The sequence below is a fragment of the Runella defluvii genome (assembly GCF_014195535.1).
Lineage (GTDB): Bacteria > Bacteroidota > Bacteroidia > Cytophagales > Spirosomataceae > Runella > Runella defluvii.
The window spans coordinates 328,288-344,446 of sequence record NZ_JACIBY010000002.1; the positions used below are offsets into that span (position 1 = coordinate 328,288).

Here is a 16,159-nt window from a genome sequence, read left to right on the forward strand (position 1 = left end):
AAATAATCAAATTTGACGCAACAAATTTTTGAGAGCAAAAAGTTAACTTTTTTTTAGAACAGGCTCACACGCTCTCACAAATCAGCTTACAATCAAGCACTTAACCTATAAAGAGCATTTCAAAAAAGGTGCTTTTTTACCCTAAAATTAGCATAATACAAGCTTGATTTTAACGCATACGGTCTTGCGAACGAACCAGTTTTTCGTCACGACGGATAAAACGATTGGCCAAAACATTCGCCAGCATTGACGTCACGAGTGCGTAGAAGCCAAAACCAAAGCTGCCTGTGACATTGGGCTCGAACAAATCTTTGGCTTTCCCAAAAATAAAATACATGATTAGCCCCATAATGATGGTCATCAGGATAGAGTTTGCGGCACACAGCCCCGACTGAAGCAAGCGGTTTTTGTACTGAGAAATGGCAAAAATCGCCACTCCTGCCACTATCCCGCCGACAAGCGCGATGTACCAAACAGGGGTAATAAACGAACTTGTTCCTTGTTCGTGAACCAATCGAAGGGCAGTAAGGTGAACCGATTGGGTGCCATCAACGGCGGTCTTGTCCCAAACGGGCAAAGCCAACAGCCCGACGATACCAACGGCCACTACGGCTAAAAAGAGTGTTTGAATACGTTGTAACATAATGGTACGAAAAATTGTGAATTGACGAGTCTAAATAAGTTACCAAACCTTATTTTTCTCGTCTTTTGGGTGTATAGAAAAATAAGTTCTGCCAAAAATGGACGGCAAAGGTAATCATTTGATGATGATTTTGGAACAGTCTTCCAAGAGAATACAGTACCTAAGGCAATTACTCGGCCTAACGCGCTGATTTGGGGCAGAACCGTTATTTTTACAACTTCGTAGCTTTAAAATTAAGGATAACATGCTTTCTAAAACGTTCGGTAGTGCGGTCTATGGTGTCAATGCCACAATGATAACCATTGAAGTAACAGTGGGGCAAGGAATGCGCTTTTTTATGGTAGGCTTGCCCGACAGCGCCGTAAAAGAAAGTGAGCAGCGCGTAGAAGCCTCTCTCAAGTTTTTTGACTACCGAATGCCACGTCAAAAAGTAGTGGTAAACCTTGCCCCCGCCGACATTCGCAAGGAAGGCTCGGCCTACGATTTGCCCATTGCCCTGTGTGTGTTGCAGGCGTCGGACCAAATCGTAACCAAGAAAAGCCTCGAAGACTACATCATCATGGGCGAGTTGTCGTTGGATGGCAAACTCCGTCCCATCAAAGGCGTCCTTCCCATCGCTGTGGAAGCTCGGAAACTTGGCTACAAAGGATTTATTTTGCCTGCGGCCAATGCCCACGAAGCCGCCATCGTCAATAGCCTCGACGTTATTCCTGTGGAAACACTACAAGACGCCATCGGCTTTTTTGAGGAAACCAAAGAAATCACCCCGTTGAAGGTGGACACGCGCGATTTATTCTTCAATACCCTAAACGACTACGACGCTGATTTTGAACACGTTCAAGGCCAAGAAAACATCAAACGGGCCCTCGAAATCGCCGCTTCGGGCGGGCACAATGTGATTATGATTGGGCCTCCAGGAGCGGGTAAAACGATGTTAGCCAAACGATTACCTTCCATTTTACCCCCGTTGACGCTGCACGAGTCGCTCGAAACGACCAAAATCCATTCCGTCGCAGGGAAGCTTGGCACTAAAGCATCACTCATTGCACGGCGGCCTTTTCGCGCACCTCACCATACCATCAGCGACGCCGCGCTGGTTGGCGGTGGCACGTTCCCGCAGCCAGGCGAAATCTCGTTGGCGCACAACGGCGTGTTGTTTTTAGACGAATTGCCCGAATTTAAGCGAACAGTACTTGAAGTGATGCGCCAACCGCTCGAAGAACGCCGCGTGACGATTTCTCGCACCAAATGGGCGATTGAATTTCCTGCCAACTTTATGCTCATTGCCAGCATGAACCCCTGCCCGTGTGGCTACTACAATCACCCCGAAAAGGAATGTGTTTGTCCACCTGGAACCGTTCAGCGCTATTTGAATAAAATCAGCGGGCCACTCCTCGACCGCATCGACTTGCACGTAGAAGTCACGCCCGTGTCGTTCGACCAAATTTCGTCGAACCGCAAAGCCGAAAAAAGCGAAGACATTCGCCAGCGTGTGATTACCGCCCGCGAAATTCAGACGGAGCGTTTCAAAGACAAAGAAGGAATTTATTGTAACGCCATGATGCCCTCTCCGATGGTGAAAGAAGTGTGTGAAATCAACCCCGCAGGCAAAGCCCTACTCAAGGCCGCCATGGAACGGCTTGGGTTGTCGGCTCGGGCGTATGACCGTATTTTGAAAGTAGCTCGCACCATCGCTGACCTCGCCGCCAGTCCCGACATTAAGATTGAACACTTGGCGGAGGCTATTCAGTACCGAAGTTTAGACCGTGAGAATTGGGCGGGGTAAACGTTTCACCTTCCCGAAAGTTTCAGAACTTTCGGGAAGGTCTCTGTGAATCGGGTTGCTCACAACCCGACCACTGCAACTACACCACATCCCTCAGCAACTCCTCCACCGCGCGGCGGCCCGATTCCATGGCGCCATGTACCGTTCCGCTATGCCCGCCGTAGTGGGTAGCTTCTCCCGCAAAATAGACTTTGCGCTGAATAGGCTGCGACAACGTTTGGCGCGTCAGTAAGCCGCCACCGTTGGGGATTGGGAAAGAGTACGCGCCTTTGATAAAAGGTTCTTTGCCCCAATCCATCACTTTGGCGTTGGTCAAGGCAGCCGTCGCCGTTCCTTTTCCGTAAATGGTATCCAATTCTTTTAGCAAATTCTGAATAATGACCGTAGAGGTCTGTCCACTGAGAACTTCGGCTCGTTCTCCCGTCACAAACCCTGACAGTACAAACGAAGATGTACTTCGCCCTGCGGAACTCACCCAATATTCGGGCACCGAGCCAGAGGTATAAATAGAACCCGTATTGGCCTCCCAAAACCGACGATTAAAGACCAAAGCAACCTTGATGCCCGCGCCCATGCCGATGTTGCGGATGGCCGTGAGTTTGGCTTCGGGCAGTGAGGGGGTAAATTGAATGTCATTGGCTTGTAAAATCGACAGTGGTACCGTCACAATCACCTTATCTGCAAAACGCCGCTGGGCTTGCGCATCTTCCAAGACAATGGGACTATTGGTAAAATCAATGCGTTTGATTTGTTTATTGAGCACCACTTTAGGAATAACGTTTTTACATTTTTCTTCCAGCAACGATAACAACGAACGATTGCCCAGCAAGTAATTGTCTCTTCCTGCACTCCACGTTGCTTCCGCCTCAGCTACGCCCAAAAGCCCCAAACGGCTGGCCGAGGTGCCATAATTGTTGGCAATGAGCGCATCAGGAATGTGCCGTACTTTGGCCACAAGCTTGGTGGTTTCCATGAGCTGGGCAAGGGTTGTTTCGTTGCCCGAATACGCCCGTGCCTGCTGAGAAAGCAACATGGCCAAGCGAAAATCGAGGTCGGTATTCCATTGTGCTTCGGTACGAAGTAAAGTACCTATTTGATAATAATCGGTGCCAGAAGTAGGCAACAACGATGCCCCTGACTCTTTGGCCCAATCGTAAAGTGTCGATCTGCTTCCACGGATTTTTTCAGCACCCAGCTCCACCTCAAAATCAGCCAAACCTTTCAACGGACGAATCCGCCCCCCGATTTGTTCGGCAGCTTCGTAGATGGTATAGTTCGCGCCCTGTTGTTCTAGCAAATAGCCCGCGTACAATCCCGCCGCTCCTGCTCCAATGATGGCGATTTGGCCTTCGTATTTGCGGGGGGCGTAGGGATCTTTGGGTTGGCAATTTTCCAACGCTACGGCTCCCGTGGCGAGCAAAGTATGTTTGATAAAATCGCGACGTTGCATAGTGACAATCAATTGGTTTTAAAACGTTTAAACAAGCTCACAATCCCCTCGTCCGTGCATTCATTGAGCAGTTGTTGGATTGTTTTTTTTAATAAAGGATGAACAAACTCGGGGGCAATTTCCGCCAGTGGAACCAGCGTAAACTTACGCTGATGCAGCCGTGGATGGGGTACTTCTAACTCCTCCGATGTCAGTATTTTATTTCCATAAAACAACACATCAATGTCGATAACCCGTGCGCCCCAACGCAATCTCCGCTCTCGTCCCAACTCTTTTTCAATCGCAAGGGCTGCCTGCAATACGCGCTTTGCTTCTTTTTCGGTGGTCAGTGAAATGACCTGATTGAGGTAAGCGGGCTGCTCTTCAACGCCCCAAGGCGCGGTTTCGTACAAAGACGATGCTGAAATGACAGGAGCAATCCGCTCCGAAATCAGCGTAATCGCCTTTGAGAGTGTTGCTTCGCGGTCGCCCAAGTTGGCTCCCAACAACAAAAAAACAGGGTACTGATTCATGCCACAAAGGTAGGTAAGGAAAGGAATAATAATACGCCCAAAAATGTAAAATGTCAGACTCAGCAGAAAAGGACTGCTTTTGTCTTTATAGAAAAGCGACATTGATCCTCCATTTTAAACCTAATCACCATGCTACGCTTCGTTTTTCTGTCTCTGTTTTTTTGTATTTCGACCTTTGTAAGCATTGCCCAACAAGAAATACCGTTGTATGCTGGTGCCATTCCCAATGCCAAAGAGGCCACCAACGAAGAAAAACGCACCGCGTCGCAAATCGTTTCTAATGTTTCGGTGCCAACGTTGAGCGTGTTTCTTCCCCCAAAAGACAAAGCAACGGGCACGGCAGTGGTTATTTGTCCAGGCGGCGGGTACGGCGTATTGGTCATCAAACGCGAAGGCTACGATGTAGCCGAGGAATTTACCAAACGCGGCATTGCGGCTTTTGTGTTGAAGTACCGACTCCCCAGCGAACGCACCATGATTGACCCGTCGATTGGCCCCCTCCAAGACGCCCAACAGGCGATTAAAACCGTACGGGAACGAGCTGCCGAATGGAACATTAATCCCCAAAAAATCGGAATCATGGGTTTTTCGGCAGGAGGGCACTTGGCCTCAACGGCAGGTACTCATTTTGAGCGCACCGTTTTACCTAACCCTCAGGGCACTAGCCTCCGTCCTGATTTTTTGGTGCTGGTCTATCCCGTCATTAGTTTTGCCGATGGAGTCGGGCACAAGGGTTCGGGGGTGAATCTTTTGGGCAAAAATGCCTCCGCTGAGCAGTTGACCCGTTACTCCAACGACCTCCAAGTGACGCAAAATACGCCTCCTGCTTTTATCACCCACGCCAGCGACGATACCGTGGTGCCTGTCAAAAATAGCCTACTTTTTTACGAAGCCTTGCAGAAAAACCGCATCTTGAGCGACCTCCACATTTATGCCAAAGGCGAACACGGTTATCTCAAAACACCGTCGTTCGACGAGTGGTTTGGTCGCTGCTTGCACTGGCTTACCACCTCGGGTTTTTAACCCTCACATCTCTTATCGCTCAACGTTTCTCTTTTATTTTTTTTCTCTCATTCCAACCTTCTGGGTTGTTCGGCTCCTCTTTGTAGTTGAACGTGCCACTCATGACTGAAAACGAACTGATTCAACGCTGCCTCCAACACGACCGCTCTGCGCAACGGCTGCTTTATGACCGCTACAAAACGGCCATGTACACCCTCGCGTATCGGATGACGGGCGACTTTGACCAAGCCAATAGTGTGTTGCAAGATACGTTTTTAGCCGTTTTTCAGAACTTGAGTCAGTACCGTAGTGAAGCGACGTTAGGAGCGTGGATAAAAGCGATTTTGGTGCGTAAAGCGCACCGAAGTTCGCAGCAAACACCTGCTTATTTATTGATGGAAACGCTTCCCACCGACACTTCGTCGGTCGATTGGGGCAACGATGCCATTGACGCCGCCCACCTCGAAAAAGCCATTTTGAGCCTACCCGAAGGCGCACGGGCGGTATTTGTGCTCATAGAGGTAGAAGGCTACACCCATCGAGAGGTAGCTGAGTTGTTGGGCGTTTCGGAAGGAACGTCGAAGTCGCAATTAAACTATGCCAAAAAGCGACTGAGGGAGTTGTTAAAATAATCACAAGCGCATTATGTCAGACCTACTCAAACATAAACTACCTACCTACACCCCGCCCGAATCGGTTTGGGAGGCGGTGGAGCAGGGCTTAAATGAGGCTCCGTTGAAAGAAGCGCTCCAGCACTTGCCCACGCACGAACCTCCCGCGCAGGTGTGGTTGGAGCTAGACGAAACACTGCCCGCGGCTCGTCCGCTGCGGTGGTGGCGATACGCGGCGGCAGCGGCAATAACGGGCTTGCTGTGTTTTGTTGGGTACGTTTTTCTGCACTCTCAATCGGAGGATGCCAAACTGACCTATTCCCAAGAAAAAGCATTCCCCAACGCCCTGCCAGCTCAAAATGAGGCCCTCGACCAACAATACGAGAAGTTGCAGGCGTTCTGCGAAACCAAAACACCCGTGTGCGAAAAACCAGAATTTAAGGACTTAAAACACCAACTCGACGAACTTACCATCGCCAGCCGACAGCTCAAAGAAGCATTGGGTGAGTACAATACGGACGCTTCGCTTTCGTCGCAACTCTCTGATATTGAACACGAACGAGCGGAGTTATTAAAAAAACTATCGGAACGGATTTAATAACATTACACCAAAAATAGCCATGAAGAATATTTTGCACTTTATCCACAACTTTTCCCCACCTGTTTTTATTCGTTTTGGGTTTGGGGTTTACCGTTTTGGGTTTTCGGTTTGGGGTTTACGGTTTCGGGTTTTCGGTTTGGGGTTTGCCGTTTCGGGTTTATGGTTCTGGGTTTACGGTTTCGGGTTTATGGTTTTGGGTTTTGCCCTTTGCCTATTGCCCCTTGCCCCTTGCCTTTTACCTTTTGCCCCTTGCCCCTTGCCCTTTTCAATTTTGCGGTTTTTCAGTTTTCCATTTAACATTTTGCGGTTCACCCCTTTACCCCTTGCCCCTCGCCCTTTGCCGATTTCAGTTTTGCGGTTTTTCAGTTTTCCATTTAACATTTTGCGGTTCACCCCCTTGCCCCTTGCCCTTTGCCTTTTGCCCTTTATTTCCTCTGCTCAAACCTTGCAGGTGATTACCAAAACAATAGAAAAAACCTTTGAAGTGCCACAATACGCAAAGGTGCAGGTATGGGGAGAGCGGAGCGATATAGAGATAATGACTTGGAATAAAAATGAGATAAAAGCGACCATCGAGCTTACCGCCAAACACCCCACCCGCAGCACGGCGGAGAAAGATTTGGAAGCCTTACATTATACGGCCGACCAAAAAGGGAAGACAGTGAGTCTGCACAATTTTGTAGTACTGGCCAAAAACGGAAGTAAGCCACAATCCAACCTCAAAGCGCGTTTTACGTTGTTTGTACCTGCCAATTGCGCCGTAGAAATTCAAAACAGTTTTGGGAAAATTTCCATCAAAGGGCTGCAAACTCAAACCATGCAATTACAAACGGAATTTTGCACCATCGAACTCAACGATTTGCGTGGAACATTGACGGCCAGAACACAGTTTGGGGCTTTACGAACGGAGAATTTCAATGGATTATTGAGCATTTTCTCCGAACGAACCGACCTGATTTTGCAACAAATCAAAGGCGAATGTCGCGTACGCGCCCAATACGGAAGCCTTGATATTCAGACGGATAAAGCACAAGTAAAACTCGACGTAGAAACCAAAAACACCGAACTCCGCAACGGCACCGTTGCCAAACAATAAAGCCATGAAAAAAACATTCGCCCTCTTCTATTCGACACTCTGCCTTCTGTACTCGACACTCCTCGTTGTCCTTCCGACCTTAGGAGGAATCTCCACCGCCTTTGCCCAAGGGGGCACTGACTCTGTTCGGCTCTCCCACTCCGAGGAAACAGGTACGCTCGAAAAACAGCGATTTATCGACCGTTACGATTATGTCTTTATGACCAAAGAGCCGACGAAGTGGATGCTGAAAGGGTATGGAAACATCAATAATTTGCTTGCTTCTAACCTCTTCCAAAAAGGATACGTGAAACAAGTGGTTGATTTTAGATTAGGTATAGAGCGAAAGCTAAACCATTCATTTTCAATAGAAATAGATGCATCTCGTATCTCTAAAGTTCCTCTGACAGAAGCAGGTCTTATTGATTATTCTTCCTATTATGGAAGTGATAACAAATGCTGGGCTACATCTGCCGAACTAAGGTGGTACTATGACATGGCAAGCCGCATTCGGCAGGGCAAAAGCAGCAATAATTTTTCGGGAAATTATCTATCTCTCAGATATGAAAGATTATGGCAAAATGAAGACGCTGTAGCTACAGGACTTTCTGGCACAAATGGAAAATGGAATACCGACTATTTTGGAAGTTATTATCATTCCCAACTCAGTCTGAATTATGGAATACAGCGGCGTTTTTTTAGATATGGCCTCATTGATTTCTCAATCGCCTTAAATCGAAACACAAATCAATTAATCCACCGAAAATACACTTTCTTAAACGGTGATAACTCAATCCAGCAACCATTAGATTGGAATAACATTCAGGAAAGCATTACCGCAACTCCTCAGCACAGTTGGAATATTTCGACCAATTTCAAAGTAGGGGTGGCGTTAGCCGACTTCAAAAAATCGTCTAAAATACCAGCCTGTGATGTGTTTCAGTGCTTTGAAAATGAAAACAATCTATGGAAAATCAGTTGGCCTCGGATTAACCTCAGCACCAGGGTTCAGGCAATCAGGAGCAGTATTGGATATGAGCAAAAAATTGCCAAATCTGCATTTTCAATCAATACCTATCTGAATTTATCTGCCTCAAACGACCTTCAAAAAAACACAGAGCAATACGACCCTGCCACAGAAACTTATTTTACGGGAAATAGCCAAAGTCTAAGCCTTGGCGCACAGTTACATATTCAGCCACGCTGGTATTTTTTGATGAATCGCCAGATGAGAGCGGGCAAATCAGGGAATAATTTGTCAGGTATTTATGCGGGTCTGAATAACGTTTTTTCTGGATCACTTGGATTTATAGAAAACGACCGTTTCAAAAGATCCTTCGACTTTACTCCAATGTTTATAAATACAGGCTTATTGGTGGGCTATCAAAGGAAATTATTTAAGAATGGATTCATCGACCTAAACATCTCCAAAGGGCTTCTAAACCGCCACCCTTATAATTTAGGCCCGAGCAATTTTATTCTTGATTTCAAACTCGGCTTTGCCCTCTAACCTCCCAGCGCCATGAAAAAAGCATTCACCCTCCTCTATTCGACACTCTGCCTTCTGCACCGTCCGGGCGGCCCCGTCGACATTCCTTTTGTCATTCTGACACTCCTCTTTGTCATTCCGACAGTAGGAGGAATCTCCACCGCATTCGCCCAAGGGAGCGCTGATTCCGTCCGCCTCACCCACACGCAGGAAGCGGGTACGCTGGAAAAACAGGAATTTGTATCAGCAACTGATTATATTTTCAAAACCCAGGAAGAAACAAAATGGCTACTAAAAGCTAATTATACTGGAAAGCTCACTGGTCGCTCCATTACTGGCGATTTGGAATACACGCTTGAAATGGGCGGCGAAATAAAGCTTACACCTTCTTTTTCCATCAATGCCCTTATCGGATACAATCACAAAGAAGAAGAAGCAATTCGTGGATTTTTATACGGGCAACTAGAACCACGATGGTATTATAACATGGCTCGACGGATTTCTAAAGGCCAAAGTGCCAATAACTTTTCTGGAAGCTATTTGGCGGCTAAAGTCATTCGATTTCGAAATCGCACCCCTGAAAGAGAAGGAGAAACCCTTGTTACCCCTCAAGATCGTTTCATGTTCTCTTATGGAAAACAATATCGGATGTTTACCCACGGATTCTTTGATTTTAGTATTAATGCTGGATGGCAAAGAGATAACAGACATATCCCTGTGTATGCCTATGATAACGCAAAAAAACAGTATGAACTAATAGGTTCACAAATAAGTCCACAAAATGGTTTTGTTGCAAGTTCAGAAATTCGTCTAGGTCTGGTTTTGAGCAAACTACGAACAAAAACATCTGTTCCTGCTTGCGATATTTTCAGATGTTTTGAAGAAGAAAATCAGCTCTTTAAAATGGACATGACTAAGCTGTTTTACATAGCCCCTAACAACATAAATATCTCTTTATCAACAGCCTACGAACGAAAAATTAAACAATCAGCTTGGTCCCTGAATCAAGAACTTAGGATAGATTATGATTATCACTACAACCATATCGTATTTTCTGCTAATAGTTCATCAACCGAAAAAAGCAATGGTTTTACCGTGCGTTATGTCATACAACCTCGCTATTACTACAGTCTCAACAAAAGAATCTCTCGGGGCAAATCGGCAAATAATCTTTCTGGTACTTATGTGGCCTTACATAATGTAAACACATTATACCATACTTTTCTGCATTTGAGTGCCGAAAATGCTCATCTCCGTACACGCCTTGTTCCAGCATTGGGAGCGGTTTGGGGCATACAAAAGCGCCTTTTTACGCATGGATTTGTAGATGCCAATTTTGGCATTGTAAGAAAATTGAACGAACGATTTCATGATTTCATCATTCCAGGCGTTACGCCGGTTTTAGATATTAAGGTCGGCTTCGCCCTCTAACCACCCCAAGCCATGAAAAAAGCACTAATAGTCCTCTATTCGACACTCTGCCTTCTGCACTCGACATTGTTTATCCCCCTTTGGGGGCAAGAGGGCTCTGACTCTGTACGCATTACCCACTCCGAAGAAACAGGTACGCTCGAAAAACAGCGATTTATCGACCGTTACGATTATGTCTTTATGACCAAAGAACCGACGAAATGGATGCTGAAGTTATATAACAACGACTTCAATTTTACCCAAGAGCTTTTTTATCGTATTTCCTACGACAATTTAATTGGCAAACTATTTCCACTAATTGAGCTTGCAGCAGAATACAAGTTAAGTCCAGCACTTTCTTTAAGTGTCGGGGCAAAGAATGGGTATCGAATGCGAACCTACCATGACTTTAGCACAATAAATACAAGTTTTTCTTCGGTAGGTAAACAAAAATTAATTGCCTTCGGAGAACTTCGTTGGTTTTATCACTTACCTAGACGTATAAAGCAAAATCTAAGTGCGAACAACTTCTCTGGAAATTATATCGGGGTTCGATTCAGTAGTAACATTAATCTAACTGAAAATGAGTTAGAAACCCTTCGAATACTTTATGGGGGTGGTAACGACAACAAATGGAATACAGAGTATTATTTGGAGAGATTTAAACAAAGTACCGAATTCAGGTATGGAGTTCAAAGACGCTTTTTAAAACACGGCCTAATTGATTTTGGAATTAACTTAGGTATTTCTTCTTTTGAAAGAGCAACTCAAACTTTGGCTTTCAAAAATGGAGACAATACCATCTATTCAAATGGCAGTGCCTTTGAACGAGTTGAGTCCGTCAATCTGGACCGCCGTCCTAATCGGCATGAATGGTATGTAAATAGTAATTTTAGGTTAGGCATAGCAATTGGCGACTTTAAAAAGAGACAAAAAGCGCCATTGTGCGAAGTTTTACACTGCTTTGAAGATGAATCGTCGCTCATTAAATTAAGTTGGCCATCCATTCAAATAGGACAAAATAACCAATCAGCATTACTGTCTTTGGCTTATGAGCATAAACTTGGCAAATCAGCTTTTTCTATAAACAATCAGGTGAATTATGCTTTCAACTCCACTAAGTCACGCCGCCCCCTCCCTGACGGAACACTGCATACTCGAAATTATAAAAGTAGCAATCTGGCACTTGTATCAGAAGTAAGGTATTACATGCTTCAAGCCGCCCGCATCAGACGAGTTAATAAAGGGAATAATTTATCAGGCTTGTATTTAAGTACACCTATCAGCATTTTCCTAATCCATACTCAAGACCAAATCGTGGCGAATACAACATCTACCTCTGGTAAATACCACAGTGTGTACTCAGACGTAGGCTTAAAAGTTGGTTTTCAGCAAAAGCTTTTCAATCGAGGCTACATAGATTTAGGGCTTTCTGCCAATACTGCCATTCTTAGCACCCCGCAAAAGGTACGTCCAGGCTATCAATGGAATATCAGACCTACTTTCAACATCGGCTTCGCCCTCTAACCTCCCAGCGCCATGAAAAAAGCATTCACCCTCCTCTATTCGACACTCTGCCTTCTGCATTCGACATTGTTTATCCCTCTTTGGGGGCAAGAGGGCGCAGATTCCATCCGTCTCTCCCACTCCGAAGAAACAGGTACGCTCGAAAAACAGCGATTTATCGACCGTTACGATTATGTCTTTATGACAAAAGAGCCGACGAAGTGGATGCTGAAAGGCTATGGAGACATCAATAACTTACTTGCTTCTCACCCCTTTCAAAGAAGCTACGTAAATCATGTCGTTGACTTTAGATTAGGCGCCGAATACAAGATAAATCCTTCTCTTTCGATTGGTATTGACGTCACTCGCCTTTCCAATCGTCCTGTAACTCCCGACGGACTTACCGATTATTCAGCTATTTATTCATCTAGTTCTAACAGAAATTGGAGAGCATCGGCCGAACTGCGGTGGTACTACGATATAGCTGCTCGCATCAAACAAGGAAAAAGTAGTAACAACTTCTCTGGCAATTATGTGTCTATCCGCTATGAAAAGGTTTGGCAAAATAACGGATCTATTGGAACTACTCTCTCTGGATTCAATGGAAAATGGGATACCGATTATTTCAGTAACTATTACAATTCCCAACTAAGTCTGAGTTACGGGATACAACGGCGTTTATTTAGATATGGACTCATTGACATGTCTTTGTCATTGAACCGAAGAACTGACCAACAAGTCCACCGACAACTGACCTTTTTGGACGGAGATAATTCTATGATACAGCCCGTTGATTGGAACAACATTCAGGAAAGTATTACTTCAGAACCTCAGCACAATTGGTCAATCACCACCCGCTTCAAAATAGGGATAGCACTAGCTGATTTTAAAAAGACAGCAAAAGTGCCCCGTGACGTATTTCAGTGCCTTGAAAACGAACGTAGTCTGTGGAAGTTCAATTGGCCCATAATCCACCTAAGCGCCTCTACTCAGCTATTTCATGGAAGCATCGGGTATGAACACAAAATCGCCCAATCGCCGCTATCCATCAACTCGTATTTGGACTTATCAGCATCCAATTCTTTCCAAAAAAACGTATCATTCTATAACCCTGAAACAGGAACGTCTTTCAGAGGAAATACTCAAGGAGTGATTTTGACGGCGAAGTTGGCTATTCAACCGCGTTGGTATTTGCTCATGAATCGCCAAATGCGTTTGGGTAAATCTGGTAATAACCTGTCAGGGCTTTATACGGGGCTGAATACCATTTTTTTCGGTTCACATAGCTCTGCTAAAACCGAGCTTTACAAAAATTCATTCACCTTTACTCCTGCGTTCATCAATACTGGGTTACTGCTAGGCTACCAACGAAAATTATTCAAAAATGGCTTTGTTGACCTCAACCTTACAAAAGGAATATTGGACAGAAAACCCTACGTTTTGGGTATTAATAACTTCCTTCTTGACCTCAAACTCGGCTTTGCCCTCTGATTAACATTTTACTCTGTTTTACTCCTCGCGGCACGGCTTTTGAAGTCGTGCTGTTTTTTTAGGTTTTTATGTACTTTTGTCAAATTATCATTCCGCCTTATCATCTGATTGACACATGGATTACATTAAAGCATTTGCCCCAGCTACTGTTGCCAACGTAGCCTGCGGGTTTGATATTTTTGGATTTGCCCTCGACCAGCCTGGCGACATCGTCGAACTTCGCAAACGCGACGAGCCAGGGGTGGTTATCAAAGATATTATCGGCGACAACGGCCGCCTCCCCCGCAACCCCGAACGCAACGCCGTAACGGTGGTCATGCTCAAGTTTTTACAGCACATCGGGTCTAACCAAGGCGTAGAGGTAGTTTTACACAAAAACATGCCATTGGGTAGCGGAATGGGCTCCAGTTCAGCAAGTTCGGTGGTCGGTGTGTTTGCCATCAATGAACTCTTGGGAAGCCCGCTTTCTCGCCAAGAACTCCTACCGTTTGCCATGGAAGGGGAGCGCATCGCCTGCGGAGCCGCCCACGCCGACAACGTCGGACCTTCGCTTTTGGGAGGTTTTGTCGTTATTCGTAGTTATAACCCTTTGGATGTATTCAAGGTAAAAGTTCCCAACGAGCTTTATTGCACCCTTGTCCATCCCGATGTAGAGGTCAATACCAAAGACGCGCGTTACATCCTTCGCAACGAGGTGTCGCTCAAAAACACCATTTCCCAAATGGGCAACGTAGCGGGGCTGATTGCGGGCTTAATGCAAGAAGATTACGATTTGGTCAGTCGCTCCATGGTCGATGTCATCATCGAGCCTGTACGTTCGATTTTAATTCCTGAGTTTGACCACGTAAAACAAGCCGCCCTCGATAACGGCGCTTTGGGTTGCAGCATTTCGGGAGCAGGGCCTTCGATGTTTGCATTGAGCCGTGGCCGCGAAACCGCCGACCGCGTCGCCAAAGCCATGAGTGAAGCCTTTGGCAGTGTGGGGATTACCACCAAGAGCTATGTTTCACAAATCAACCAAGACGGCCCAAAGATTTTGGAAAGTGCTTAATGCCAGTCACCATAAACTAATCATCAACATTTTCATGCGTTTTATCATCCAAAAAACAGCCATTGCTTTCGTCCTCGCATCGCAATTTGCGATAGGGCAAGCCCCTAAAAAATTACCAGAAACCCAACATCCTCGTGCCGAAGTAGAAATGCACATGCGCTTTTTAGCATCGGACGAATTGCAGGGACGCCGCACGGGTGAACAGGGGAATTTGGTGGCGTCGCGCTACATCGCCGAGCAATTCCGCGTGTTAGGCATTAAGCCCGCGCCAGGCCAAACTGATTATTTACAATTGGTCCCTTTCGCCATCCAAAAGTCGGCCAAAGAAGGCGTCCTTATCGCTAACAACGATACGCTGCGGGTCAACAAAGAATTTGTGATTTTGGGAAGTGGTGCAGCCAACCTCACCGCCGATATCGTCTTTGTAGGGTACGGATTGGCTGATGATTATAAAACCGACGTAAAGGGAAAAATTGTAGTAGCTCAAATTGGCACTCCCGAATCCAAAACGCCTCAAGAGCTATTTACAGCCTCCAACGAAAAACGAAAACTCGCCACGCAAAAAGGAGCCGCTTTGTTGATAGAATTGTTTACGGCCCAAATCCCGTGGTCGTTTGCTTCTCGCTATTTTGGGGGAGAAAAAACAAGCTTAGACAATGGCTTAGGCGATGCCGTCGCACACGTGTGGGTCAATGGACAACAGAAAAAATACGCCGATTTGTTTAAAAGTGGCGCTACACAGGCTACCTTCAAAACCACTGGACGTGAGCAAACTTCCGTCAAATCGCACAACGTAGTGGGAGTAATTGAGGGTACCGACCCTGTCCTTAAAAACGAATATGTGGTCGTAACCGCGCACTTCGACCACGTAGGGATGGGTAAAAAAGGAGGTAATACCTACACCGCTGCTGATAGCATTTTCAACGGTGCGCGCGACAACGCCTTCGGAACGGTGGCCATGCTTACAGCGGCCAAAACCCTTTCGCTCAAACCCACCAAACGTTCGATTTTAGTCATCGCCTACACGGGCGAAGAAGTAGGTTTATTGGGTAGTAAATATTACGCCGACCATCCGCTTGTTCCGCTCAATCAGTGCGTTTTTAACCTCAACAGCGACGGTGCAGGCTACGCCGACAAAACCCTTGTGTCAGTCATTGGGCTTGACCGCACCAACTGCAAAGCCGAAATCGAAGCAGGTTGCAAAGCGTTTGGGCTAGGCGTTTTTGGAGACCCATCGCCCGAGCAAGGGTTATTTGACCGCTCAGACAACGTTAGTTTGGCCGCCAAAGGTGTCCCCGCCCCCGATTTTGCCCCAGGTTTTAAGAGTTTTGACGGAGAAATTGCCAAGTATTACCACCAAGCCGCCGACAATCCTGACTCGGTCGATTTCGATTATTTATTGAAATTCTGCCAATCGTTTGCCTATACGGCTCGCCTCATTGGCAACAAACCCGTAAAGCCTTACTGGACCGCAGGCGACAAATACGAACCAGCCGCTAAAGCATTGTATGGAAAGTAAGTAGTTGTTTTTT

The 16,159-nt window shown here is 46.1% G+C and carries 14 protein-coding genes; 11 read left to right on the forward strand and 3 right to left on the reverse strand.

Features of this window, described 5'->3' with window-relative positions; all coding sequences use genetic code 11:
* Positions 1-169: 169 nt before the first annotated feature.
* Positions 170-643, reverse strand: coding sequence for a DUF4293 domain-containing protein (locus FHS57_RS06120; protein WP_028524248.1), 474 nt, complete (start codon positions 641-643; stop codon positions 170-172).
* A gap of 244 nt (positions 644-887) precedes the next feature.
* On the opposite strand from FHS57_RS06120, the gene FHS57_RS06125 reads away from it, so the two are divergent.
* Positions 888-2,429: a YifB family Mg chelatase-like AAA ATPase gene (locus FHS57_RS06125; protein WP_028524247.1), complete on the forward strand. Its 1,542-nt coding sequence runs from the start codon at positions 888-890 to the stop codon at positions 2,427-2,429.
* A gap of 79 nt (positions 2,430-2,508) precedes the next feature.
* On the opposite strand, the gene FHS57_RS06130 is transcribed toward FHS57_RS06125, so the two are convergent.
* Together FHS57_RS06130 and folK are read right to left on the reverse strand one after the other, a co-directional pair.
* Positions 2,509-3,879, reverse strand: coding sequence for a flavin monoamine oxidase family protein (locus tag FHS57_RS06130; RefSeq protein ID WP_183972001.1), 1,371 nt, complete (start codon positions 3,877-3,879; stop codon positions 2,509-2,511).
* An 8-nt stretch (positions 3,880-3,887) separates the two neighbouring features.
* Positions 3,888-4,493, reverse strand: a complete 606-nt coding sequence (folK, locus tag FHS57_RS06135; RefSeq protein ID WP_310586975.1) for a 2-amino-4-hydroxy-6-hydroxymethyldihydropteridine diphosphokinase — start codon at positions 4,491-4,493, stop codon at positions 3,888-3,890.
* Between the two features lie 27 nt (positions 4,494-4,520).
* Here folK and FHS57_RS06140 point away from each other — a divergent pair, with 27 nt between their 5' ends.
* The 10 genes from FHS57_RS06140 (at position 4,521) to FHS57_RS06185 (ending at position 16,146) form a co-directional block, all read left to right on the forward strand.
* Positions 4,521-5,414 carry an alpha/beta hydrolase gene (locus FHS57_RS06140; RefSeq protein ID WP_183972002.1) on the forward strand — a complete coding sequence of 298 codons (894 nt, stop codon included), beginning with the start codon at positions 4,521-4,523 and terminating at the stop codon, positions 5,412-5,414.
* A 101-nt stretch (positions 5,415-5,515) separates the two neighbouring features.
* A complete protein-coding gene (locus FHS57_RS06145) occupies positions 5,516-6,025 on the forward strand; it encodes an RNA polymerase sigma factor (RefSeq protein WP_183972003.1) in 510 nt (169 codons plus the stop codon).
* 13 nt (positions 6,026-6,038) lie between these two features.
* Positions 6,039-6,602, forward strand: a complete 564-nt coding sequence (locus tag FHS57_RS06150; RefSeq protein ID WP_183972004.1) for a hypothetical protein — start codon at positions 6,039-6,041, stop codon at positions 6,600-6,602.
* Positions 6,603-7,056: 454 nt separating this feature from the next.
* Positions 7,057-7,701: a DUF4097 family beta strand repeat-containing protein gene (locus FHS57_RS31970; RefSeq protein ID WP_221225555.1), complete on the forward strand. Its 645-nt coding sequence runs from the start codon at positions 7,057-7,059 to the stop codon at positions 7,699-7,701.
* A gap of 4 nt (positions 7,702-7,705) precedes the next feature.
* On the forward strand, positions 7,706-9,190 hold the full coding sequence (locus FHS57_RS06160; protein WP_183972006.1) for a hypothetical protein: 1,485 nt from the start codon (positions 7,706-7,708) through the stop codon (positions 9,188-9,190).
* Between the two features lie 12 nt (positions 9,191-9,202).
* Positions 9,203-10,600, forward strand: coding sequence for a hypothetical protein (locus FHS57_RS06165; protein ID WP_183972007.1), 1,398 nt, complete (start codon positions 9,203-9,205; stop codon positions 10,598-10,600).
* Between the two features lie 12 nt (positions 10,601-10,612).
* Positions 10,613-12,106, forward strand: coding sequence for a hypothetical protein (locus tag FHS57_RS06170; RefSeq protein WP_183972008.1), 1,494 nt, complete (start codon positions 10,613-10,615; stop codon positions 12,104-12,106).
* Between the two features lie 12 nt (positions 12,107-12,118).
* On the forward strand, positions 12,119-13,576 hold the full coding sequence (locus tag FHS57_RS06175; protein ID WP_183972009.1) for a hypothetical protein: 1,458 nt from the start codon (positions 12,119-12,121) through the stop codon (positions 13,574-13,576).
* 115 nt (positions 13,577-13,691) lie between these two features.
* Entirely contained in the window at positions 13,692-14,627 is a 936-nt protein-coding gene (locus tag FHS57_RS06180) for a homoserine kinase (protein WP_183972010.1), read from the forward strand.
* Complete coding sequence (locus FHS57_RS06185) at positions 14,578-16,146, forward strand: M28 family peptidase (protein WP_229601270.1); 1,569 nt, start codon at positions 14,578-14,580, stop codon at positions 16,144-16,146. The genes FHS57_RS06180 and FHS57_RS06185 overlap by 50 nt, the downstream gene beginning before the upstream one ends.
* Positions 16,147-16,159 lie beyond the last annotated feature (13 nt).